Below are 23,306 nucleotides of genomic sequence, written 5' to 3'. Positions count from 1 at the left end.
GCGACCGAGGGTCCCAGGCTGGGGACGATCAAAAAGGTAACGGGGTGTTCCTGGAGCGGGTTACGGAGGGTGGTGGCGATGACAGTGAGAGCGACGCGCGTTGCCTCAACTCGGGAGAGGCTCAGGACGCCTCTGTGTGTCGACCCGTGGGCGGAGGCGCGAAGGGCGGTCAGGGGCGTTCGATGCGCACGGGATCGCCGCGGACCAGCTCGTCGTGGACGCGCCACCGGGCGGCAACGACCGCCCGCCCGGCCGCCTCGTCACCGGCCGCGAGCCGTTGCCGCAGTAGCCGCAGCGCGATGCTCCGGTTGAGGCCGAACTGCCGCTCGGTGTCGACCACCACGACGGTGCCGGTCGGGCGGTGGGTGGCCCGCACTGCGGTGCTGGCCTTGTTGCGGTGCTGGCCGCCGGGCCCGCCGGTGCGTACGGCCACCACCTTCACGTCGGCCTCGGTGAACGGATTGACCGCGGCGTCGACCTCGCAGCGCCGGGAGGCGACGTACCAGTTTTTCCGGCCGTGGCCGGCACGGTAGGGGCTGGGCGCCTGCCAGCACAACGTCCCGGTCCAGGCGGCGGCGAACGTCTCCGCACCCGCGCCGGTGAGCCGGATCAGGACTGACCGGTAGGTGCCGGGCCGGTCGCCGGCGACGCTTTCCAGCCGTACTACGCCCACATCGTGCTGGGTGGCGTCGGCGTCCAGTCGGCGCAGCAGCTGAGCCAGCGCCCATGCGCACTCCTGCGGGCCGCGGCCCGCCGACAGCAGCAGGTGCGGGATCACCGCCGCCCCCGCCGCCGGTGCTCGGCCTGCCGGCGCTCGGGTCGCCGGTCGCTGCGGGCCGCGGCCCCACGTCCGGCGTTTTGTAGGTGACCAGTGGGACCGTGGTCGCCACCGGGGTCGCCAGCCCGTGGCCGACCAGGTCGGCGATCACCTGCTCGATTCGCTTGTACGCGGTCGGGGCCTCCTCGAACAGCAGCTGCCGATCGCCGCAGACCACCAGCGAACCCACCGGGGTGCGGCGCAGCTCGTCGACCGTGTGCTTGGCCCGGCCCCGGCGCAGCGCGTCGGCCCGGGACATCTTGCGGCCCGCCCCGTGTGCCACCGAGTGGTTGGCCTGCGCGCCCGCGTGCGCGGCCACCAGGTACGACGGGGTGCCGCGGGTGCCGGCGACGAGCACGTCTCGGCCGTCGCCCGGGGCCGCGCCCTTGCGGTGCAGGTAGTGCCCGTCGCGTACCTCGACCAGGTTGTGGCACTGGTCGACGATCGGTGCTGTCGGCTTGGCGCCCAGCGCGATCGCGGTCCGGGCGGCCAGCAGCCGCCGGTTGAGCGAACCCCAGCGCACAGCGTCGTCGTGTCGGGCCAGGTACCCGGCCGGGTCGTCGGCGGGACCGGCGCCTCGCAGCTCAGTGTGCTCACGCAGGATCCGCTCGCCGAGGCCGCGCGACCCGCTGTGCACGACGAGAACGGTGTCGCCGGTGGCGAGTTGGAGCCGCGCGGCGTTGCCCGGGTCGAGAATCTCGCCGACGCGGGCCAGCTCGACGAAGTGGTTGCCCCGCCCGACGGTACCGAGACCGTCGAGGTAGCCGGCGGGGACGTTACCGTCCAGCACGGACCAGGCCGGGTCGTCGGCGTCCCGATTCGGGTCGAGCGGGCGGTCCAGGTCGGGAAAGCGGGCGGCGAGCCGCTCCGGCACGACCCGCTTCAGCGCGATCGGGAAGACGGCGATGCCGCAGCCGATGTCCGAGCCGATCAGGTGCGGGTAAAGCACCGTCGAGGTCATGGCGGCGCCGATAGGGGCACCCTTGCCGGGGTGCAGGTCCGGCATGCCGGCGACATGGACCATGCCGTCGAGGGTGGCCACCTGGTGGCACTGGTCGACGGCGTCGGACTCGACCCAGCTGGCCGAAGAGGCGAAGACGGTAACGGTGGCAGGAGTAGGTGCCGGCAGGGACTCCTGCCGGAAAGGCTTAACGGACAAGGACGCTCGCTTCTCGCCAAAGGGGGGATGGACGGCCACCGATCGCGAAGGCGTGGCGGCGACGAAGGTGCTCCCTCAGAACGTCATGCCCCCAGCGTCCCGGAACTCATAGTCGCCGGCAACAGACTTTCGGGCCCGTCCAAGCGAACCACCCCGCCGCCCGAGAACGTCCCCGCCCGGCCCAGCTAGGCACGGACGAGCGCGATGGCGCCGAAAATGCGCAGACTCGGACACGTTAACCCCCACGGATGGTCTTCACGGTAGATGGAGCGTCTCGGTGGGGGTTTCTGCTGTCCTGCGCTGGTGCGGGATCGCGGGTAGTCGATGCGCGGTGGCCGCGTCGGAGATCTTTGTGATGGTCAGTGTCCCGCCGATCGCGCAGGTGACGTGGAGCTCGTGTTCGAGTAGCGCGTCGGTGACCGTGTGGGGGTCGGCGGCCGGGATGCCGATCCATTCGGCGAGTTGTGTGATCGCTTTGGCTTCGTGGATGTAGACGTTGCGCGGCCGGGGCGCGTCACCTGTTGAGGCGGTGCGGTGGCCGTGGCGGCAGCGGTAGGCGGCGTGCTTGTTGACCCAGTGGGCGTCGAGGAACCGTCCGCATTCCTGGCAGCGGATCAGCCCGGTGAGCAGGTAGCGCCCGCTCGCGCCGTCGGCCGGTGCGGGCAGGGCGTTGGCCTGTTGGGCGGCGACGAAGTCGTGCTCGCTGACCAGCGGCGGATGCGCGATGTCCCGGGAAATCACCCATTGCTGCATTAGGTTCCAGCGGCGTGCCTCCGACTGGCCGAGGAGATCATCGGCGGCGTCGAGTGGGCCGCGGTCGGTGTGCTGCCGGTTCCAGACCTGCCGGCCGGTGTAGCGAGGGTTGGCGAGGATCGCCGCCACCGTGCGTAGCGTCCATCCCGTGCCGCTGCGGTGCGGGTTGCGGCCGGGATCGACGCGGGACGGGCAGGGTACATGCCGATCGTTGAGGTCGCGGGCGATTCCGGCGATGCTGCGGCCGGCGAGGCGCTGGGCGAACATCCAGTGCACATGCGGTGCAGTGGACGGGTCAGGTTCCAGCCGGTGGGCCATGCGTCCCCATTTGGCGTGTGCCCGGTTCGGGTGCGGGCCCGCGTCGGCCAGCCGGTAGCCGTAGGGCGGTCGGCCACCGAGATGCCGGCCTTGCTCGACCACCTGGGCGCGCATCGCCGCCTTGGCCCGAAACCGGGAGCGTTGGACCTCTCGTTTCGAGTGCACGCCGAGCAGGGCCAGCAGCGACAGGTGGAACTCGTTGCTGGCGTCGACCGGTCCGTTGAGTTCGGGCAGCCACAGCTGCACGCCGTACAGGTTGAACAGCGGCGCGAGGTCGCGGAACTGGTTGCCGTAGAACGCTCGCTCGAACTCGCCCACGACCACCGCGTCGAACCCCCGGCCAGGGTCCGCGAGAGCTGCCAGTAGCCGTGCGGCTTGCGGGCGGCGCGTCCAGGGCACCTGACGGGACTCGCCGACGTCGAAGAACTCGGCGACGATTACGCCCCGGCCGTCGATCACGTCCTCGGCGAAGTCGCGTTGCCACCGCGCCGACGACAACCGGTCCTGGAACTCCCGCGTCGACATCCGGCCGTAGAACGCGAATGGGATACCCAGCGGCTTTGATGTTGCCTGGTACCGCGTCCGGGGGCGGCCCCGCCGGGGCGGCTGCCGTATCCACCAGCCGAGCAGGTCAGGGCCGTCGAGTTCCGGCGTGTACTGCATCAGGACCTCCCATACCGAGGCTTACGGTCAGGCCTCGGTATGGATGGACAACGATGTAGTGGTTTGTTGGACTCGGCCACTCACCGCACCCGTCGGCGCGGAGGAGGGGTAAGGCTATTACTCGCCTGGCGCGGTGCCAGTGTCGGCCGTGTGTCGGTATCCCCGCCCGAACTTGCTGGAGTCCTCTCTCCGCCAAAGTGGGGATAGCTCACCGCATGGTCTACACCGGGCGACCCTTCACCCGAGGTTTCCCCGCCGGAGTGTAAGACAGTGCGACGGGTCGGCTGTGGTGGTATGGCACGGGGCCCTCCAAGGCCAGTGGCGCCGACGGTGCCAAGTGGACTGCCCCGCCGGTCCTCCAGCCATGCCATAGCAAAGGTTTCCCGTACGGACTGCCGGGACACACCCGATCTTCGTCTGGAAGTGTGGTCGGCTGGGGCGATGTGCTGCGGTCAATGGATGTTCTAGCGTCTCGGCTCGTGCGTTTTCTTCACACCTCGGACTGGCATCTGGGCCGCCATCTGCACGGCATCAGCCTGCACGACGCGCATCAGGCGTTCATCGACCACCTCGTCGAATGCGCTCGGAGCGAGCGGGTCGATGCGGTGCTCATCGCGGGTGATCTCTACGACCGGGCGGTGCCGCCGCCGGACGCGGTCGGTCTGTGGGATCAGGCGCAGACACGGCTCGTGCTGGAGGCGGGAACCCAGGTGGTCGTCATCGCCGGGAACCATGATTCGCCGGCGCGGTTGGGTGTCAGTTCCCGGTTGCTGGAGCGGGCCGGTGTGCACGTGCGGGTGGGCACGGGTGCGGTGGGTACGCCGGTGCTGCTGGAGGATGAGGACGCGAGGGTCGCTTGCTACCCGGTGCCGTTCCTCGAACCGGCGTCGGCGGTGGCCGCCTGGGGGGTCGAGGATCGGAGTCACGCGGCGGCGCTGCGTGCCGCGACGGGTAGGGTTCGGTCGGATCTGGCCCTTCGTCCCGGCTATCGGTCCGTTGTCATGGCGCACGCCTTCGTGTCCGGCGGTCAGGGTTGTGACACTGAGCGGGACATCAGCGTGGGTGGGGTGCAGCATGTGCCCGGTGCGGTGTTCGAGGGCGTCGACTATGTGGCGTTGGGTCACTTGCACGGGCGTCAGCGTCTGGCCGACGGGTTGCGGTACAGCGGTTCACCGCTGGCGTTCAGCTTTTCCGAGGCCGCGCACGTCAAGTCGTCCTATCTGGTGGATTTTGGCGTCGACGGGCTGCGCGGTGTGGAGGAGGTTCCTGCTCCGGTGCCGAGGCGGATGGCCCGGCTCACCGGCACCGTGGAGGAATTGTTGAACAGCCCTGCCTACAGCGCGTATGAGCAGTGTTGGGTCGAGGCGACGTTGACCGATGCGGTGCGTCCGTTGTCGCCGCACGAGCGGCTCAAGCGTCGGTTCCCACATCTGCTGAAGCTCGTGGTGCCGAGCCTGGCCGTCGAGGTGGGCGGCCGGGATCTCGCCGATTTGGATCGGCTGTCACCGGTGGAGGTGGCGCTTGACTTCGTGACCGAGGTGCGTGGTCGGCCGGCGGACAACGACGAGGTCGCGCTGCTGCAGCGGACCTTCGACGAGCTGCGCCGGGTGGAGGTGACCCGCTGATGCGACTGCACCGGCTGACCATGACCGCCTTCGGGCCGTTTCCTCACACGGTGAGCGTGGACTTCGAGGCGCTCACGGCCGACGGTCTGTTCCTGATCCACGGGGATACCGGCGCGGGGAAGACCACGATCCTGGACGGGATCTGCTTCGCCCTGTACGGGTCCGTGCCCGGTTTCCGGGACGATGCCAAGTCGCTGCACTCGCAGCATGCCGCCGTTGGTGTCGGCCCCCGGGTCGAACTGGACGTCACCCTGACCAACCGACGGCTGTTGATCAGCCGCAGCCCGGAGTGGATGCGTCCCCGTAGACGCGGCAGCGGGACCACCCGGCAACAGGCCCTTATCGAGATCGTCGAACAGCTCCCGGACCGGACCGAGTTCGTCACCAGGGACCACCGGGAAGCCGCCGACCTGATCAGGGCGGAGACCGGCCTTGACGTCCAGCAGTTCTGCCAGGTGGTCCTGCTGCCCCAGGGCGGGTTCGCCAGGTTCCTGCAGGCGTCTGCCGACGACCGTCAGGGGCTCCTGCGGCGCCTCTTCGACATCGAGATCTTCACCCGCGCCGAGGGATGGCTGGCGGAGCACCGGACGCAACTCGGCCAGCAGGAACGCGCGGCCCTTGGCACGATCCGCGACCTGACGCAGCGCTTCGCCGAGGTGGTCAAGGTCGAGGTGCCCGCCGATCTCGACAAGCCTGACACCTTGAGTGAGCTGGACGCCTGGGCCGCCGTGCACCGAAACCGGGCCGCTGACCTGGTGGAGGCCCTGGCCCAGAACATGGCCGTGGGTACGGCGGAGGAGCAGCGCCTCGACCAGGTTCGGCAGGCCGCCGCGACCCTCGCCGGGCAGCAACGGGAGTATCAGGCGGCGGTGCAGCAGCGCGATGAGCTGACGACACGCAAGCCGGAGCGTGACCGCTGGAAGCGCCAGCTCGACTCCGCCCGCGCGGCAGCGACGCTGAAGCCGTACCTCGACCAGGTCGACCGGCGGCACACCGACCTCGACCTGCTCCGCCGCACGACGATCGAACACCTCGCCTCGCTGCCCGCTGACGTGGCGGTGCTGCCGGACCGTATTGCGCTGACTGTCCCGGACGGTGGGGACGCCGTCGACGTGGCCGACCTCGACGTCGACGCGCTGAGTCGGGCGGAACAGACCCGCACCACGCAGCTGCGTGCCGCCGAGGCCGCGATCGACAGCGAGGCGCGACGGACCACGCTGCGAGGGCAGCGGACGGCGGTCGGCAAGAAGCTCGAAGATCTGGCCAGCCGGAGCGAGAAGGTCAACGCCCGCCTGGTCGAGCTGCCGGTCGAGCATGCCGAAATCACTGGCCGGCGCGAGCAGGCCCTGGCGGTGGCCGCCGACCGGGAGGCCGCCGAGCTGCGGCTGGACGAGGCGCAGAAGCAGGCCAAGGCGTGCAAGCGCCGCGACGACCTCACCGCGCAGCTTGCGACCGCCGAGGAGGAACGGCGTACTGCCGTCGACCGCCACCAAGCCGCCGAGGCCCGGCACCTCGACGTACGGCAGCGTCGGCTGGCCGGCATGGCCGCGGAGCTCGCCGGTGAACTGCGGCCCGGTCAGCCCTGCGGGGTCTGTGGCTCCCCGGAACACCCCGAACCCGCGCAGGCAGCCGCCGACGCCGTCTCCGCCGCCGACGAGGACCACGCCAAGACGGAGGCGGGCGAACTGCTCGACGAACGTCGCAGCGCCGAGATCACCGTCGAGCGCATCAAAGCCCAGCTCAACGAAGTCACCGAGACGGTCGGTGACCTGACCGCAGCCCATGCGAAGTCGACGGTCACCGAGGCACGCAAGGCGGTGCGGGCGGCGACCGAGGCGACGAAACTGGCCGACGAACTCGGCACCCACCTGGAAACCCTCGACGTGATGCTGGCCGATCAGCACCGCGAAGCCGCCGACATCGGCCGCGACGAAGCGGTGGCGAACGCCCAGCAGGCCGCCCTGACCGCGCAGATCAACGAACTCGACGAGACCATCGACGCCGTCCGCGGCCAGGACAAGACCCTGCGGGTGCGGGTGACCCGCCTGACCGGGGAAATCGCCGAGGTCAGGACCGCAGCGACCAACCTGGGGCAGTGGCTACAGGCAGGAAGGGAACTCGCCGACGCCCACCGGGAGGCGCAGCACCACCTGCACCTGTCGGAGTTCGCCGACACCGTGGCAGCGCGGGCCGCAGCCCTGACCGACCCCGAGATCGTCGACCTGCAGAAGCGTATCGACGCTTTCGACGGCGAGTACCACCAGGCCGCAGGACGAGCACAGGACCCCACCCTGCTCGCCGCCGCACACCAACCATCACCGGACGTTGAGGGCAGCGAACAGACCTACCAAGCCGCCCGACTGCGGGCCACGGAGCTGCACGCCCAGCATGGCCTCGCCGTCGAGCAACACGACCGGCTGAAGCAGCTGGGCCCGGATCTGGTCAACGCCCTCGCTCAGTGGAGACCCATCCGCGCTGAGTACGAGATCGCCAACCGCCTCGCCCAACTCGTCGAGGGCAAGAGCAGCGACAGCGGTACCCGGATGACCCTCTCCACCTATGTGCTGACCCACCGGTTCCGGCACGTCGTCACGTCGGCGAACACCCGACTCGGGCAGGTCACCCACAACCGCTACCTGCTGCGCCATGTCACCGAGTCGGACACCGGCCGCCGCGCCGGCCGCAATGGGCTCGGCTTGTCCGTCGTCGACGCCTGGACCGGCCAGGAACGCCGCCCGGCCACCCTCTCCGGCGGGGAAACCTTTCTGGTCTCGCTGTGCCTGGCGCTCGGCCTCAGCGATGTCGTCCTGGCTGAGGCTGGCGGCACCCAACTCGGCAGCCTCTTCGTCGACGAAGGCTTCGGGACTCTCGACCAAGAGGCACTCGACCAGGTACTCGACGCCCTCGACGGCCTGCGCTCAGGTGGCCGTACCGTCGGACTGGTCAGCCACGTCGCGGAACTACGTCGGCGGATTCCATCCCGCCTCTACGTCCGTAAGACAGCCACCGGCTCCACCGTGGCCGTCGAAACCCAAGCAATCGACTGAGGACACTTTGTCTACGCCTGTTACTCCCGGTCAAGCTCAGCTACCAGGGCTTTAACGACTCCGGTTGGTCAAGCCACTACCACCAAACAACGATCCCCGCGGGCCGCGTCTCCGGGCCGTGAGGAACGCCAAGTGTCCCGCGCTTTGTTCAAGTTGCGAGTGTCGGTGACCCGACAAAACCTCGAGCGCGGGGATGCTGCACTGGTCAGCTGTCCGGCTGGTGCTACGAGTGATCAGTTGACGAGGCTCGCGTAGGTCACCGGAGGCCCTTGTCGAGCCGGATGTGACGGTGCGCAACCTTATGATCGCGTAGCGGCTCGTGTTCGGCCTGGCAAGCGCGTCTCGTGGCTGGCCCGAGCGCGAGCCCTGCGATGTGGTGTGGGAGGGGATGTGTGTGCGGCCGGACGGCGCAGAGCTCGACGACGATGAGGAACGGTCGGCTGACGGCCCGGATCTGTGGCAGCTGGCCGGGCTGCCCGGCGGGTTGCTGCAGGCCAGCTATCTGACGAGCCGGTTCTCGGCCCAGTACCGGCTGATCGTCGATGTGCTGCTCGCCGAGCAGGAGCACACCCTGACCGGGGTCGCGGCCACTGAACTGCCCGGGCTACTGCGCCGCCGTCTGCAGGTGCTGGGTGTCGATCCGGGGCTCCTCGACGACCCGGCGTTCAAGCTAAAGGATCGGATGGGCCGTCTCGAACGGTGGGGTGTCGTCTACCGGTTCCAGGATAAAGCGGTCCGAGACGCGGAGTTCGTTCTCGACCGGGACCGGTACCAGCTGACCGAGACCGTCGCCGAACTACACCGGGCGATCACGTCCCTCGGCGACGACACCGCCGCAGCCGCCGCTGCAACCCTTGCCCCCGGGATCCTGATGGCCAACCTGACCCTGCTGTATGAAAGCGCAGAGGCGGACCCGGCAGGGGCGGCGGCTGCCTGGTCCGTGATCGCGACGACGCACCAGTCAATGGTGAAGGCCGCCGCAGGCTGGCAGGCACGGCTCGCCGGTGCGCTCGCTGGCCCGCCGACACTGGAGAAGATCACCACGGTCCAGGAGACCCTGCGCCGTTACGTGGATATGTGGGGCGCCGGCGTCGACACGCATTCAGAAGCGATCACCAATCTCGCGGCGAGGCTCGCGTCGCTGTCGATACCGGCGTGGCGGCGCATCGCTGTGCACACCCTCGGCGCGAACGCGGACGAGCCAGCGATCGAAGCGCTCGTCAACGCCCACCTGCTCACCCTAGAAACGCTGCGTCGCTGGTTCGACGGACCGGACTGCCAGGCCCGTAAACTACGCCGACAGATGCGCGACACGATCGGGCCGCTGTTGCGCGGGCAGCGGACCTTAGCCGCCGTCGGCGGGCACGTCTCTCGCCGAGCGGAACTCATCGATCTGGCGACCCGCCTGGAATCGACCGCGGACGACGACGCCGCCTGGCGGCTGTGGTGCAGCTCGACCGGGCTATTCTCCGCCCGGCATCTGCCCGGCGCGGGGGACCCACCGGCGGGCAACCCCGGCGCCGTGTCGTTCTGGGATGCCGATCCGGTCCCCGTGGAGGCCCGCCTGCGCAAGCAGGGCCCGAAAGCAACGACCGGGACCGCAGCGCGGATTCCCGACCGGACCGGCGCGAAACGCGCTGCCCGCGAACGGGCCGCACAGGCTGCCGCGCAGGCCGCGATCACCGAATCGGCAATTCTCGCCCGCTCCGGGCAACGGCTGTCGCAGTGGCAGGACCTGACCGCCGCCGAACTGCAGATGCTGCTGGTCCTGCTCGGCACGGTCGCCGCCGCCCAACCGGACGGCACCGGCCGGCGATCTGCGACCACCGGAGACGCCCGGTGGCTCCTGCGCGCCGACCCGCCGGAGGACGGTGCGCCGGCCGCAGTCGTGCACACGCCGGACGGCCGGCTGGTACACCCCGACATCGTCCTGCACATCACCCCAGCCGGGAGCCGGCCGTGAACACATCTACCTCCGCGTCCGTGCGGGAGGCGCAGCAGGCGTTCCTCGGCCTGCTCGCCCAGCCACTGGTTACTCCGGCCACGAACCGGGTCCTGCACCGACACGTCCTGCGCCACCAGCGACAGATCACCGAGCATGCCCGTCGGGCCGGGTACCGGATCCAGCGGGTCGGCCGGGCCGTACGCCTGATCCGGGTTCCGATCGCCGGGACCGTTACGGCCCCACCCCGCCCTGCGGATGCACCTGGCCGACGGCTGCTCTCGCTCGCCTGCTGCCTAGCCGCATGCTGCGAGGAGATCTCCGGGACGGTGACGCTGCAGCGGCTGTCCGACATGGTCCGGGACTTGACCTCCGCGCCCGGGGTCACCGTCACCGGCTACGACCCGGAGCAGAAACCGCAGCGTCGGCTGCTGCGTGACGCGGCTGCCCTGCTCGCCAGGTGGGGTGTGCTGCGCCGCCGGACCAGCGACGAGAAGATGCTCTACGACTGGACCGAAGACGGGGCCGGGCCTGGTGCCGGCTACGAGGTTGACCGGGACGCGCTGCTGCTGTTGACCAGCCCTGATGTGCTCGCCGCTGCCGTGCAACCGCAGGACACCGACACCGATGCCGAGCAGATCGCCGCAACCCGTACAGTCCGGCAGTTGCGTGCCCTGCTGGAAACTCCAGTCGTCATCTACGCGGATTTTGACGAGCAGGACGCGGACGCGTTGCGTAAGGCCCGCGGGCTGCGCACCGCCGACCTCGCGCAGATGACCGGCGGGACGGTCGAGGCCCGCGCCGAAGGTCTCGTCCTCGTGCTGCCCGAAGACCCCGATCGGTCGCCGACCGTGGCCGACTGGCCGCGCGCGCGAGCGGCTGATTGGGTGGCCCTGTTGATGGCTGACCTTGCTGGACGGCATGGCACCCGTACCGCGTCCGGCACGGTGGTACTCACCGACAGGCAGGTGGACGAGGTCGTCGAAGACCTGATCGGCTGGCGCGGCGAGTACATGTCCAAGGACCAGAAGACCGTTCCCGGCACGGTCCGCGTCGACGCGGAAACGATCCTGACCGAGCTTGGTTTGCTGCGTGTCGGACCAGGCCAGTCATGGACTTTGTCTCCGGCCGCGGGCAGGTATCGCGACCCCGACGTCACCCTCATCGACCCATCGGAGACGACCCGATGACCACGACCGACCTGCCGACCCCAGGCCCGGCCGCCACCGACGGGCAGCTGGCCGCGTGGCGCGACGCGGTCACCACCGCCGGCCTGCCCGACCCGGCCCGCCCTCGATGGCAGGTACTGCGCGCCGGGGTGGTCGGCCTGTGGGAATTTGATGTGGCCGAGTACTGGTTCGCCGACGGCCGCGCCCAGTTCGTCGGGCAGAACCAGTCTGGCAAGTCGACGCTGATGGCGCTGACGACCCTGCTCATGCTCGCCGGCAGTCTCGACCGCAAATACGTGGACACGTTCGGCCAGTCCGACAAGGAGTACCGGTACTACGTCGAACCGGTCGCCGACGACCGCGACCGGCGGGATGCCTCCGCCTCCACGAACCGCGGCTGGGCGTGGGTCGAATACGGCCGAATTGGCCCGTTCGGCACACCGGAGTTCTTTACCACCATGCTGTATACCCAGACCAAACGCGGCGTGGCGCAGATGACCCGCGCTTGGGTCGTCTGCCACGGCACCGCCCGGGTCCGCGCCGGCCTAGACCTGGCCGCAGGCCAGGCGGTCACCGAACCCAAAGCCCTCGAAGCCGTGGACGGCGTCACTGTGTACCCAAAGGGCCAGACCTACGCCGAGCGGCTCGCCACTGACCTGTTCGGGTTCGACGACACCGACCGGTACGCGACCGTGATCGAGATGCTGAAGGTGCTGCGCACTCCACACCTGGGGCAGAAACTCGACCCCGATTGGTTCACCTCCCAGATCCGCTCGGCGCTGCCACCGGTTGCAAAGAGCGAGGTGACCGAACTCGCCCACGGCTGGCAGGAGCTCGAACAGCTGGCCCGCGATCGGGACTCGGCCGAGGAGGCCCGCAAAGCAATCGCCGTCTACCTCACGAGGGCATGGCGACCGTGGGCTGACGCCGTCCTTCGTCTGCACGCCGACACCCTGATCGCCGCCGACAACTGTGTCACAGAGGCACGTGCGCAGGTCGGGGCCGCGAAGGCCGACCTGGACGACGCCCGCAAACGCCTGGACGAGGAGGCGAGAAACACCCAGCACCTCGAAGAAGCTCGCGACCGTACGCGCACGGAACTGATGCAGTTGTTGCGCTCCGCGGCGTACACGACCGCGGTAGAGCGGGCCAACGATGCCAAGCGGTTGCGCACGGAAGCGAATGCGGCGAAACGCCGCGCGGAGAAAGCCGTCGCTCGCCTTGAACGGACCCGCGCTGACCTCGAAGCGGCCAAGTCCGAGCAGGAGAAAGCCGACGAAGAACACGGAAACGTTGAGCAGGAGCTGAACGTCGCCCTCCGCCGTGCGGTCGAGACAGCGGCGGTTGCCAGGCTCGGCGACCAGGTTCCGCAGTGGGCAGCATCCGGCGACGTCGACCGGTTCGACGCAGCGATTGCCGCCCGCCGCGCCCAGGTCGGCACGTTGCGGAAACTGATCCGCGCCGCCAGCAAAGCGTCCTCGGCATGGCAGGTCCGCGACGACGTGGCTCAGAAGGCGCAGGAGCAGCTCGACGAACGCACCGAGGCAGCGGAGGCCACCGAACACGCCCTGGCGCAGGCGTTGCAAATCCTGTCCGACCAGCTGGAGCGGTGGGCAACAACACTCGGCGATGTGTGCCCGCCGGTCGAGGTCCGCGACGCGTGGATCACCGCCGTTACGGCCCAGACGGGAACGCTCCGGCCACGGGAGGTACTGACCGGCCTGCTGACCCGGGAGTGGCTCGACCCAGCAACCGAGCCCCTCACCACCCGCGTCGCTGAACTACGGGCCGCGGCAAAAACTGCAGCCGCCCGCGCCGCCGAAGCCGAACGCGACGCTGACACACTCGAAAGCGCCGGCGACCCGACGCCCGATTCGCCAGTGCTGTGGATCCGTCGTGACCGGCCATCATTCCCGTCCGGTGCAGGCGCCCCGCTGTGGCGTCTGGTCGACCCGGTCGACGGTCTCGACCCAGTAGTCCTCGACCAGGTGGAGGCCAGCTTGTCGGCCGCGGGTTTGCTGGACGCCTGGGTGACTCCCGACGGTGTCTGGGCACCGGACCGCGACGGGGACGAACTCATCATCGTCCCCGGCACCGTCCCGGCCGGCACGGGAAACCTTGCGCAGGTGCTGCAACCGGCCGAGGACGCCGGCAACCTGTCCGCCGCGGTACTGCGGATCCTCGCCGGCATCGGGTACACCACCGACGGGCCGTTGACCGCACCGACCTGCCTGGCCGCCGACGGACGCTGGCAGGCCCCCGCTGCGGCGGGCCGGGCTGGAACCGCGACGCATGGTGCCGAGCTCATCGGCACCGCCGCTCGGGCTGCCGCCCGCCGCCGCAAGATCACCGAGTTGCGTGCGCAGGCGACCGGGTTCCGGGCCGAATTTGGGCAACTGGCCGGTGATGCGGACCAGGTCGGTGAGCAGATTACGAGCTTGCGGGCGGCAGCGGATCAAGCGCCTACCGACGTGGATGTCGTTGCAGCCGCTGCTGCACACACTGCTGCGGCTGGCGAGGCGGACAAGGCCTCCAACGCTTACCGTGATGCTCGCGGCCGCGAACAGGAAGCCCGACGTGTCTCGGACACGGCGACCGGAGAGGTGACCAGGTACGCCGCCGAAAACCTGCTGACGACCGGCGAGGAGCAACTCGACAACCTCGCGGGGGCCCTCGATGCGGCTGCGACCGCCTCCGGCGGTCTTCGTCTCGCACTCTCCGCCCAGAAGGCGGCCATGTCGGCGGTCATGGCCGCAGCCGGACGGGTCGCGATCGAGGACAGCCGAGTCCATGAGGCCGCCAGCACCGCCGAGGACGAGGCGCAAGCAGCGCAGACCGCAGACGTGAACGCGACGCTGGCCGAAAAGTCCGTAGACGCTGACGCCCAGCAACTGTTCGCCCAGGCTGAACGCCTGGAACGCCAGGTTGAGGAGTACGGGCCGTCGATCTCGGCGAGCAAACGCGAAGGCCTCGCCCGCTCGGCGGCGGCCGGGGAGGCGAACTCCAGCTGGCAGCAGCGCTGCAACGACCTCACCGCTGCTCTCGAACGTCGGGACATCGCAGCTGCGGCATGGTGGGTGCCGGTCGACGCCGGCCTGGCCGCAGCCCGCAACCTCACCGTTCCGGACAGCCGGGATCTGGATGCCGCGCTCGCGCATGCTCGCACGGCTGCCGACCAGCTACGACCTCAAATGTGGCCGGAGCTGCTCGACGAGAAGGCCAGGCGAGCCGAGGCGGCGTTGTCGCGCATGCTCGGCTCGTCGCTAGTCGACCTTCGCACAGTCCTGGAAACGTCTGGCGGCCGGTCGGTGATCACCACAGAGGCCGACGAGCAGCACCCCCTGCCATCGGTCACTCTGATCGTGGACGCCTCCGGCACCCAGCTCGATCCCGCTGATGCAATCCGGCATCTGCAGATTCTGGTCGAGGATCTGTCGCGCACCCACGACGAGAAGCTGCACCAGATGTACACCGAGCTGCTGTCATCGACTTTCATCGACCATCTCGCCGACCGGATGAAGAAAGTCATCAAGCTCCTCGACGTCGTCAACGACGTACTCAGAAAGCATCCGACCGGGGCGAACAAGACCACGCTGCGGCTGCGCCGCGTTCCAGCCGAAGGGCAGGAGCCTGGATTCAAGATCCTCAAGGCATTGCAGGAAGGATCGATCGAATCCGAAAGCGCACAGCAGCAAATCCAACTGTTCCTCGGCGCCCGGCTGCGCGAGGCGCAGGACGCCGGCCTGGTCGGCACCGAAGACTGGACCGACCGTCTCGCGGAACTCCTCGACTACCGGGCCTGGTTCGACATCGTCGCCCAATACAAGGTGGGTGACGGCGACGACGAGACCCGCTGGAAAGACTTGACGAGGAAGGTCCACGGCGTCGACTCCGGCGGCGGAAAGGTGGTCACTCTCCTCCAGCCGCTGCTGGCGACGCTGGTCGCCTTGTACTCCGAATCGGAGGACGCGCCGCGGCCGTTGTGGCTCGATGAGGCGTTCGAAGGCGTCGACCCGAGCAACCGGGCCACGATGATGCGAATGCTCACTGACTTCGACTTGGACTTCCTCCTCGCCGGACCGGCGCCGCTCGTCGCGGTCGCGCAGGTCCCGACAGCCGCGCTATGGATCATCACCCGCGCCCCAGCACCGGCCGACGGCGTTGACCTGTCCCTGATGCTGTGGGCCGGGAAAACCCTGGAACAGGTTCCGGTCGGCGACTACGCAACCCGAATCCTCACGCCGCGTCGCCCAACCGACGACGCCGGTCCGGACTTGTTCACCACCATTGCCGAAACAGGCGGCCCAGCCGGGCCGAACCACACCGGCAACGACGTGGGCGTGCCAGCGAGCATCGTCGCCGTGGACACGGGCGGGCCGGCATGACCGCCGCAACGGATCGATGGGCGGCTGAGGCCGGCCCGCAGAAGGTACTCGCGGCAGTCCGTAAGCTGTTGGAAGAGCACCGCACAGGAACCGGGGTCGCCGTCCGTGTAGCCCTGACCGAGCCCGAACGGGCGCAGGTCGGTCGGATCCTCGGCCTGGACTGGGAAACATCCGGCGGACCGATCACCCTCGGCAAGCTGCGGGCCGCGCTGACCCGCGCCGGTGACGACCTGCTCGACCTACTGACCCGCACCGGCGGCCCAATCGTCGACGTCCGCGGCCGCAGGGAGCAGGCCGCCGCGCTGGCGGCCGCCACCGTCGAATCCGCCTATACCACCCTCGACAAAGCCGGGCTGCCCACGCACGCAGTGGAACTGGCCCGAACCCGGCGATGGCTTGAACGCCCTAACCTGGACCTGGCCACCAGCCGAGCCGCTGACCTCACACGGCTGTGGCAGACGCTGCCCGGCACCGGCCGACCCCTGGCGGAGGTGGCGAACAGCCTCTTCGCCGACCCTCACCGACTGGACCGCGACACCGACCTGGGCCGGATCGCCGCCCGCCTGCTCGCGGCCGCCACCGCCCTACCCGCCGACGCCGCAGCCGCCGCTGACACGGCGCTCGGCGCAGCCCGGTGGCGGCAGGTGTGGGCCGGACACGGGGTCAGCTGCGACGAAGTGTCCGCCACCGTCCTGGTCCTCAACCTCCCGCTCACCGGGACCGCGCCGGCAACGAGGATCGCGGATGCGGCCGCCGGGTGCGGCGAGCCAGTGTGGCTGACCAGCCGGTCACTACGCGGCGAATGGGCACCCTGCCCGGACGTGGACATGGTCCGGGTCTGCGAGAACCCGGCAGTAGCGGAAGCCGCTGCCGAGCGTCTCGGCCAGACCTGTCTGCCGCTGGTGTGCATCTACGGCCGGCCATCGTCGGCGGCCTGGACACTCCTGCGCGGCCTGGCCGGCGCCGGCGTGCGGCTGCTGGTAACTGCGGACAGGGACGACGCCGGCCATCGGTTCCTCACGGAAATGCTCTCTCTCCCCGGCGCCACCGAATGGCTCACGGACGCCGACGGTGTGTACGAGGAGGCCCGCCTGGACGCGCTGATCACCGACCTGACCCCGGCACTCAGCGTCGCCGCCATGCGTACGACAGATGATCCTGGCCGCATACCGGGCCCTGCTCGCTCGAATGGACTGATCTGACGTCGCCCGCGCGGCCCTACTCGCCGGCGGCTGACACCCTAACAGCGCCATGCCTCGCGCTACGTGCCTCCCACCGTGCATCGCCGAGATCGCCGGCCAGGTCCATACAGCCTGCGTCAACGGCCGCACGCAGCACCTCAACCGCTGCCACAGTCGGGGCCAGCGCCGTGGTGCGCGTTCAGGTCACCGCCCGCGGCCAGCACCTTGACGTCCGCGAGCCGCCCCTGCGCCACCCAGAGCCGGAGCCCGAGCTTCATTGGCAACGCTCCGGCCCGAGCGGGCCGCCCGTTCGTACAGCAGCTCCGCATAGGCGAAGCGCAAAGGCCACGCCCTCGGGGAACTTCACCGGACCCTGCGGTTACGTAGGACGAGGATCGCCAGCGGACGAGATCGGCCACCTTTCGTTGTGACGCTCGCCGGAGTCAGCCGTCCTGGCAGGTGCATCCCGATCGGCCCGCACACTCCCGGCACTCGGGACATCGAAACCGCGATCCGGGAACGCTTTCTGCGGCGGTGCACGGCATCGCCAGCACATCCGCGCCGGCTGTCCGGTCGACGCGATCCCCGTTGGTGGTGTCGATGATGGCATTGTGCGGCCACAGCACCGGGTACCGAGCACCGCAGGAGCAGACCCGGCTGCCCCAGATGGCCTCGCAGTTGCCGCACCGGGCGTGGAAGGTGTCGCGGTCCCGCATGTGCAGCCGCGCTCCGGGCTCTTGGCAGAGCGGGCAGGTGTCGAACCGGCCGAAGGCCGCCCCCGCCGCATCCAGGGCGGCCGTCAGCTCTGCCGGCAGAAGCTGACTGTCCCGGCTCGGGCCCTGGTGCCGGTCCACCGCCTCCCGGAGCAAGTGCGACCGCTCCTCGGGGGTGGGTCGGCGGAGCAGCAGCACCCGCCCGCCGCCCACCGGGCGCAGCCAGTTCCTCGCCGGCAGCGTCGGCACCCCAGCGGGCAGCGCCACCGGCAGGGGGTATCCGTGGCTGAACCACCGGCCCTGCAACGTCCACCGGAGGGCCCGCCCCAGCCGCTCCTCGCCCTCGACCTCGAGCGGGCTGATCGGCACGAGGCAGGCCGTCGTCCCGAAACCCGCCGGATGCAAGCCCCGACGTACCGGACGGGGCAGCGATGACCGGGTGGCCCGCAGGCCGGGATAGACCACAACGACCGGACCGGGAAGTGCCGCCAGATCGGCGAGCCAGCCCTGCCGGACCGGTTCGGGGACCTCCGCGCCGAGGTCTCGCGGGTCGGTCACGATTCGGGTCACTTCCGTCCCGCCGGAGTGAACGCCGACCGAACCGTCCTCGCTCATCGACCACGTCAACTCCTCCGCCGGGCCGCGCAGCCGGAGCTGGTTGCCCGCTGGCGGAGCCGGGGCATCCGGGTCGTCCGGCCGGTACCCCAGCAGCGCCAGGGCACGCAGCGACAGCGCGGCGACGTACACTCGGTAGGCGGCGGGGAATTCCCGGCTGTCGGCCCGTGCCTGGTCCGTATCCGCCGCCTGCTGCACCGCCCAGCGCTCCCAGAGCTTCCCGACGCGCCGGTACCGACGGTCGTTGGTGAACAGGTTCGTCCACCTGAGCCGCATCGGTACCCGCGCCCGCCGGTCGGCGTGGGTGAGTGCGGGGGAGTGGCGCAGGGCACGTAGCCGGCCCCGCGCGTTCGCCAGTGCCGCGTGGGTCGCCTCGATGGCGGCGGCCGACGCCGCCTTGTCCGCCACCGCCACCGCCACCAGCTCGGCGATCCGCTCGCGCCGCCGCCAGGAGCTGGTGCCATGCAGCGCGCCCACGAACGCGCTCATGTCGGCGAGGCCCGCGCCGAGCAGGGTCAGTTCGTGGATCCGCCTGGTCAGATACTCGTCCAACCGGTCCACCAGTTGCGCCGCGACCTGATTCTCGTAGAAGTCGACGTCCTCGACGTAGCGAAGGGACAGCACTCGCAGCGGATGGATGCGTCCGTGCTCGACCCCGGCCCATTCCTCCGGATGCCCGGCGAGTCGCGCCAGTCCGGCCGGTGGCACCCGGCGGGCAACGTCCGCCCGCACCACCTCCTCCGTCCGCGCGAGGCGGTCGTGCGGACGGAGGCAGACGTGCGCGAGGCTGTCCAGGCCGCGCTGGACCTCCCGGTCGAAGTCCCGCAGCGAAGCCCGCTCGACGGTGTCCGGGACGAACATGTTCGTCGCCATCCAGGCGCTGACGTCGCAGGCCCGGGCGAGAACCCGCGAGGTGTCGATGATCGATCCCACAACCAGGGGGTCGGTAGCACTCGTCCGATCGGCCACGTCAGCTCTCCCGGCGGTGCACTTCGTCGTCGAGCAACCGGACGCAGCGAACCGGCTCACCCGCCATCTTGTGCAGGTCCCACGCCGTGCGGATCGCCTCCCGCAGCTTGCCGAGGCCCGTCACAGTGACGTCGTACCGGCCCCGGACGGTGCGGAGCACCTTCATCGCCAGGAAGTGGTCGGCTGCAAGGGACCGCCCGTCCTGGTCGGCGTCGCCGTACTCGGGCTGCTCGCCTGTCGGGTCACCCTGCCGGGCCGCCACCACCACCGGCGTGAACGTGCGCAGCTGCTTCTCCACGCGAGGGCCGAGGAGGGCCCGGCCGTGCTCCTGGAGGTCGCCGGTGAGGTACTCGACGAACGCCAGGACGGCCTTCTCGTCCTCGCGATGTGCCCGTCGCGCCTGCTTAAAGGCCCGCCGCAGGGCGTCCGTCCCGTACGGCGGCAGGGCGGGCACCGGCCTCCGGTCTAGCCGGGGCCGCTGCGCCGGCAACTCCATCAGGTGCGCCCGGTTGTACGTCTTGTCGGCGAACTCCAACGTGGACTCGTCCTGGTTGGCGGTGCCGATGAACCACACATTGGGCGGCAAGACGATGCTCGTGCCGCCGACCAGCTGGCGCGGCGCCCGGCCGTCCCCGCGGGTAACCAGCTGGATCGGCACCCCGTCGTCATTCTCCAGCTTCGACAGGAGCACCGAGAAGTACTGCTCGGGCCGGGACAGGTTCATCTCGTCCAGCACGATGAAGAACGGCCGGTCCCGGTGCCGAGGTGTCTGTGCTCGATAGAGCGCCTGCAGGAACTCCGTCTCCTCGAACCGTCGCTCAAAGGTGTTGTGGTGGCCGAAGAGGTCGGTGCGGTCACGCCAGCCGGCCTGCACCTCGATCACCGCGCAGTCGGTGCCGAGCGCGCCGGCCAGCGCCCTCGGCAGGGACGTCTTGCCGATGCCGCTCATCCCCTCCAACAGATGCAGGCGGCTCATCGCCAGCCCGCCGAGCAGTACGCAGATGTCGTTCAGGCGATACGCGCGGTCGTGCTCGGCGAACATCGTCGTCTGCAGCGAGCGGGCGAACCCTGCCAGGTCCGGTAGGTCGCCGGACACCTCGCCCGGCTCGTCGAGCGCCGGGTCGTCGTCCATCGCCACGCACCGGGGGAAAAGCGGCGTACCCGGGTCGGGGCGGTCCTGGTACAGGGCGTCGATGGCCGACCGCAACTCCGCGATCCGCCCCTCGTACCCGCGTGTGAGGACCTCGAAGTGCCGTTCGGCGTCCGCGAGTTGCTTCACCTGCAAGTTGTTGATCCGGTCGGCGAGGGCCGCGCCCCGGAGTTCTTGGAGTTCGTAGCTGAGCTGTTCGCGTGCGGTGTTCAGCTCGCGGTTCTGCTGCTCCAACCAGCGGAGCCGATCTAGGTCCTCGTCGCCGATCCGGGCGGCGAGCTTGTCCCGCAGTTCGGCGTTCTGGACGCGGAGCCGTTCCATCTCGTCCAGCACGTGAGCGGGATCCGAAGAGCCGATCTTGAGTAGCACCTGCTCCCGTTCGGCCAGCCGGCGGTGCAGGTCGGCGACCGCCTCCTGGGCCGCCGCGTACTGGATCCGGAGGATCTGCAGGTCCCGGTCGAGTGCGGTCACCTCCGCGGCGGCCCGCGCGGTCACTTCCCTCTCCAGGTCGCGCTCCCGCCGCTCGAGCTGGATCTCCTGTTCCCGCAGGGCGCCCTGGTCGTAGTCGAGCTGTTGTGCTCGGGTCGTGAGCTGCTGGCGTTCCTGGGCGAGTTCGGCGTGGACGCGTTCCGCGTCGGCCAGCCGTTCCCGCCGGGTCTGCTCGATTTCGGCAAGCGCCTCGGTCCGCTCCGTCATCCACCGCTCGCGCTCGGCGGCCACCTCCGCCGACGCGGCCCGTCGCAGCTCCGCCAGTTCCGCGTCGAGCGCCGCCCGGGCTCGCTCCGCCTCCGCCACGAAGCCCGCCTCGGCCGCCTTTTCCTGGTCCCGCAGATGCGCATCCCGTTCGTCGAGCCGGGCCTCCGCCTGGGCCAGCTGGCCACGGATCTCCTCCGCCTCGGCCTGGGCCTGTGCCGCGAGGTTCAGGTCTGTCCGGATGCGCTGCCGGTCCGCCTCGACCGCCTCCTCCCGCGCCCGTGCCGCCTCCTCCCGCGCCCGTGCCGCTTCCTCGCGGGTCCGTGCCGCCTCCTCCCGCGCCGTGGCGGCCAGGGCACAGCGCCGGTACTCCTCGATCTGCAGGGTGAGTTTGTCGTAGGTGGTCAGCACCTCCTCCGGGGACCGCTGCGTGGGCGTCAGGGCCTCGGTGGTCAGCGCCTCGACGAGTTCGGAGCCGTCCTCCGCGCGGCGCGCGGCGAGCGCCAGATCGGCTTGGACCTCGTCAGCGCGGGGCCGGGACCGGGCCCCGAGGTTGCGGTACGGCGTCGACCGGGACTTGCTCTTCCCCATGGGTTTGGTTGTCCTTTCGCGGAGGCCGGGACAGATTGGGCAGGGCGACGCCCAGGTACGCTGCCGAGGTGTGCTGGGCGAGCCCCCAGGCCGCCTCGCCGGTGTCGAGATTGAGCGGCACCACCTCGGCGTGCGCGCCGCCCCTGTTCCGGTCGGCCGACAGGCGGGTCAGCTCTGTGAGCAGGTTCGGGCGGACCTCGGCCAGTCGTCGGACGGGATGGTCCGGCCCACCGTGAGCGCCCGAGACCAGCACTGCGGCGAGCAACGCGGGCGTGTTGGCCCGCTCCGGCCTACGGATCGCGTTGCGGAGGTCGTCCGGCTTGGTCTTGCTCACCCGGAGGTGCTCACCGAAGGGCATTCCGAGCCGACGGCAGCAGCGTCCGAGCTGACCGGAGAACTGGGACAGGGACCGGTCCAGCTCGGGTGCGTTCGCCGGTGGCGGATGCCGGGCCACGATGTCGCGCAGGACGACCTCGTGCAGGCGCCAGGCATTGCGGACGGCATCGCCCAGTTCGGTGCAGCCGTCCCCAGCCAGCCGGGCCCGGCCGATGTCCCGTTCCAGCAGGGTCAGCAGTTCGAAGAGATCGCGGTGCTCCCGGACCAGACCGGTGAAGCGGTCCTCCAGGAGTTCACCGATCCGCCGGCGCAGGGCGATGTCGAGCCGGTCGTACTCCAGCACCACCGCTTCGCTGCGCCGGCCGACGAACCGTTCGACCTGCTCGCGCAGCGCCGGGACCTGTTGCAACCTGGTCGCCACTAGGCGTCGCAGATAGGTGCTGGACCGGCCGGTGAACGGGCTGAACGCGTCCCAGCTCACGGTCTCCGTACTTGCCGCGTCGTGCTGGTGCGACACGAGTGGAACCGGGATCCACACCGGCACTCCCGAGGTCATCAACGCCACGCGGGAGGCCACCCGCTCCGGTGCGGCGCGGTCCCATCGCCGGGCCCGACCCCGCTCCTGCTTGGCCCGCTCACCACGCGAGACAGCCTCGACGACCTCCTCGTGGCTGGGCGGGTCGGTATCCGTCCAGCCCTCCGGCGGCACCGGGAAGGCTGTCACCCGCAATGGCGCGCCGGCGGTCCGCAGCTGCAGGGAGACATGATGTCGGGCCCGCCAGTCGGCCTGCGCCAGCCGGGGTTGCAGGGTCGACGCCGGCCAGAGCGATCCGGTGGTGACGTCCTGGTAGACGTACGTGGTGATGGTGCGGGTCGGGTCGGGGAAGCCGTCCCGCAAGGCCTGCAGCCCGGTGCCGGTCACCGCGCCGTACCGATCCAGGTAGGACAGCGCACGCAGGTCCGACCGGACCATCTCCACCAGGTCACCCTGCAGACCGAGCAGCGCCGCCATCTCGCCTGCCTCCCGGTACCCGGACCGGGCCAGCCCGAGCACCGCCGACTGGAAGACGTTCAGCCGATCCTCGTGCACGAGCGGTGCGACCACCCGGTACCGCAGGGCCGGCCACAGCAGCCAGAGCTGGTCGCCCCGGTACCGGACGTGGTCCGGCAGGACCACTGG

The 23,306-nt window shown here is 70.1% G+C and carries 11 protein-coding genes and 1 pseudogene; 6 read left to right on the top strand and 6 right to left on the bottom strand.

Features of this window, described 5'->3' with window-relative positions; all coding sequences use genetic code 11:
* Nucleotides 1-169: 169 nt before the first annotated feature.
* The 3 genes and pseudogenes from prfH to ENC19_RS16725 form a co-directional block, all read right to left on the bottom strand.
* Nucleotides 170-778: a peptide chain release factor H gene (gene prfH / locus ENC19_RS16735; protein WP_164448093.1), complete on the bottom strand. Its 609-nt coding sequence runs from the start codon at nt 776-778 to the stop codon at nt 170-172.
* Nucleotides 775-1,976: pseudogene (locus tag ENC19_RS16730) on the bottom strand (RNA ligase RtcB family protein). The gene prfH and the pseudogene ENC19_RS16730 overlap by 4 nt, the downstream one beginning before the upstream one ends.
* A 255-nt stretch (nt 1,977-2,231) precedes the next feature.
* Nucleotides 2,232-3,710, bottom strand: coding sequence for a recombinase family protein (locus ENC19_RS16725; RefSeq protein ID WP_164448092.1), 1,479 nt, complete (start codon nt 3,708-3,710; stop codon nt 2,232-2,234).
* Nucleotides 3,711-4,189: 479 nt separating this feature from the next.
* Here ENC19_RS16725 and ENC19_RS16720 point away from each other — a divergent pair, with 479 nt between their 5' ends.
* From ENC19_RS16720 to ENC19_RS16695, 6 genes are all read left to right on the top strand, one after another.
* Nucleotides 4,190-5,335 carry an exonuclease SbcCD subunit D gene (locus tag ENC19_RS16720; RefSeq protein ID WP_164448091.1) on the top strand — a complete coding sequence of 382 codons (1,146 nt, stop codon included), beginning with the start codon at nt 4,190-4,192 and terminating at the stop codon, nt 5,333-5,335.
* Entirely contained in the window at nt 5,335-8,382 is a 3,048-nt protein-coding gene (locus ENC19_RS16715) for an AAA family ATPase (protein WP_164448090.1), read from the top strand. Before ENC19_RS16720 ends, ENC19_RS16715 begins: the two co-directional genes overlap by 1 nt.
* A gap of 319 nt (nt 8,383-8,701) precedes the next feature.
* Complete coding sequence (locus tag ENC19_RS16710; protein ID WP_309245954.1) at nt 8,702-10,345, top strand: DUF2397 domain-containing protein; 1,644 nt, start codon at nt 8,702-8,704, stop codon at nt 10,343-10,345.
* Nucleotides 10,342-11,514, top strand: a complete 1,173-nt coding sequence (locus ENC19_RS16705) for a TIGR02678 family protein (RefSeq protein ID WP_164448089.1) — start codon at nt 10,342-10,344, stop codon at nt 11,512-11,514. The genes ENC19_RS16710 and ENC19_RS16705 overlap by 4 nt, the downstream gene beginning before the upstream one ends.
* On the top strand, nt 11,511-15,878 hold the full coding sequence (locus tag ENC19_RS16700) for an SbcC/MukB-like Walker B domain-containing protein (RefSeq protein WP_164448088.1): 4,368 nt from the start codon (nt 11,511-11,513) through the stop codon (nt 15,876-15,878). The genes ENC19_RS16705 and ENC19_RS16700 overlap by 4 nt, the downstream gene beginning before the upstream one ends.
* Nucleotides 15,875-17,080, top strand: coding sequence for a TIGR02679 domain-containing protein (locus ENC19_RS16695; RefSeq protein WP_164448087.1), 1,206 nt, complete (start codon nt 15,875-15,877; stop codon nt 17,078-17,080). Before ENC19_RS16700 ends, ENC19_RS16695 begins: the two co-directional genes overlap by 4 nt.
* A gap of 422 nt (nt 17,081-17,502) precedes the next feature.
* Here ENC19_RS16695 and ENC19_RS16690 read toward each other — a convergent pair whose 3' ends face one another.
* Genes ENC19_RS16690 through ENC19_RS16680 form a run of 3 tightly spaced genes read right to left on the bottom strand, consistent with a single transcriptional unit; the run spans nt 17,503 to nt 23,303 of the window.
* Complete coding sequence (locus ENC19_RS16690) at nt 17,503-19,320, bottom strand: DUF2357 domain-containing protein (protein ID WP_164448086.1); 1,818 nt, start codon at nt 19,318-19,320, stop codon at nt 17,503-17,505.
* A 37-nt stretch (nt 19,321-19,357) separates the two neighbouring features.
* Nucleotides 19,358-21,790, bottom strand: coding sequence for an AAA family ATPase (locus tag ENC19_RS16685; protein WP_164448085.1), 2,433 nt, complete (start codon nt 21,788-21,790; stop codon nt 19,358-19,360).
* Entirely contained in the window at nt 21,723-23,303 is a 1,581-nt protein-coding gene (locus tag ENC19_RS16680; protein ID WP_164448084.1) for a hypothetical protein, read from the bottom strand. Before ENC19_RS16680 ends, ENC19_RS16685 begins: the two co-directional genes overlap by 68 nt.
* Between the last annotated feature and the right edge of the window lie 3 nt (nt 23,304-23,306).

The sequence above is a fragment of the Verrucosispora sioxanthis genome, from assembly GCF_010560025.1.
GTDB lineage: Bacteria > Actinomycetota > Actinomycetes > Mycobacteriales > Micromonosporaceae > Micromonospora > Micromonospora palythoicola.
This window is presented reverse-complemented; position numbering and strand designations above follow the sequence as displayed.

Bases quoted from the DNA above. Each gene is read 5' to 3' on its own strand.
- ENC19_RS16725 (WP_164448092.1), bottom strand. From the start codon at position 3,710: ATGCAGTACACGCCGGAACTCGACGGCCCTGACCTGCTCGGCTGGTGG.
- ENC19_RS16715 (WP_164448090.1), top strand. From the start codon at position 5,335: ATGCGACTGCACCGGCTGACCATGACCGCCTTCGGGCCGTTTCCTCAC.
- ENC19_RS16700 (WP_164448088.1), top strand. From the start codon at position 11,511: ATGACCACGACCGACCTGCCGACCCCAGGCCCGGCCGCCACCGACGGG.
- ENC19_RS16695 (WP_164448087.1), top strand. From the start codon at position 15,875: ATGACCGCCGCAACGGATCGATGGGCGGCTGAGGCCGGCCCGCAGAAG.
- ENC19_RS16685 (WP_164448085.1), bottom strand. From the start codon at position 21,790: ATGGGGAAGAGCAAGTCCCGGTCGACGCCGTACCGCAACCTCGGGGCC.